At 36.6% G+C, this 1067-nt stretch carries 2 protein-coding genes; both read left to right on the forward strand.

Annotated elements, in window-relative coordinates:
- The first annotated feature begins 189 nt into the window (after nt 1-189).
- Nucleotides 190-489, forward strand: coding sequence for an ArsR/SmtB family transcription factor (locus EKL98_RS17180; protein WP_126563255.1), 300 nt, complete (start codon nt 190-192; stop codon nt 487-489).
- A gap of 6 nt (nt 490-495) precedes the next feature.
- Nucleotides 496-1067: beta/alpha barrel domain-containing protein (locus EKL98_RS17185; protein WP_449404019.1), on the forward strand; the 572-nt coding region annotated here is incomplete at its 3' end.

A 1067-nucleotide genomic window follows, 5' to 3' on the forward strand; every position in this document is an offset into this window, starting at 1 on the left:
GAACTAATCCCTGTCCATAAAAACAACCTATACAAATTTAAGTCAATCCAAAAAACCTCCTTTAAATTGTTTTAAAAAAAGGTTTTTATTTGATGTTTAAACGGTATTAATTCCTCCCTCCTCTCTTAAAATTATCATAAATATTCTTTCTAATATAGATATATCGGAAAAAGTCGATATATTTGCACTATGGATTATATAGAAATATTTAAGGCATTATCAAACAAGTCTCGATTACAAATGCTGGAATGGTTAAAAGAACCTGAAATCAATTTTCCAGAACAAATCAACTCGGGTTTTGAGCATGGTGTTTGCGTAGGACAAATTCAAGCCAAAGCGGGACTCACCCAATCAACAGTTTCCGAATATTTATCCATTCTACAGCGGGCGGGTTTTATCGAATCTAAACGTGTCGGACAATGGACATATTACAAACGCAACGAAGAAGCATTTACAGCATTAAGCAAAATAATTGAATCAAATTTATAAAATACTATGAGTACAAATAGCTTATTTACGCCTTTCAACTTGAAGACGCTAAATTTAAAAAACAGAATTGTAATGGCACCAATGACGCGTTCTTTTTCTCCAAATGGAGTTCCTACTGATGAAGTAGCCGCTTATTATCAAAAACGTGCCGAAGGAGAAGTAGGTTTACTATTATCCGAAGGAACCGTTATCAATAGACCATCCTCTTCCAATGATGCTAATGTTCCCCACTTCTACGGCGATCAAGCCTTAATAGGATGGAAAAGAGTAATTGATGAAGTGCATACCGCTGGCGGCAAAATGGGACCACAAATATGGCATATGGGAATTATGGACAATCACCAATCCGGTTGGATTCCACCCGTACCTTTTGAAGGACCATCAGGATTAAATAGACCAGGCTTCAGCAATGGAACTACAATGACCACAAAAGATATTGAAAACACAATACTAGCTTTTGGACAAGCAGCCGCCGATGCCAAAAGATTAGGTTTTGATTGTATTGAAATTCATGGCGCCCACGATTATCTAATTGATCAATTTTTTTGGGAGGCCACCAATCTTCGTACTGATAGTTA

It is taken from the genome of Flavobacterium bomense, from assembly GCF_003970355.1.

Excerpts from the sequence above, each read along its gene's own strand:
- EKL98_RS17180 (WP_126563255.1), top strand. The coding sequence starts at position 190 with ATGGATTATATAGAAATATTTAAGGCATTATCAAACAAGTCTCGATTA.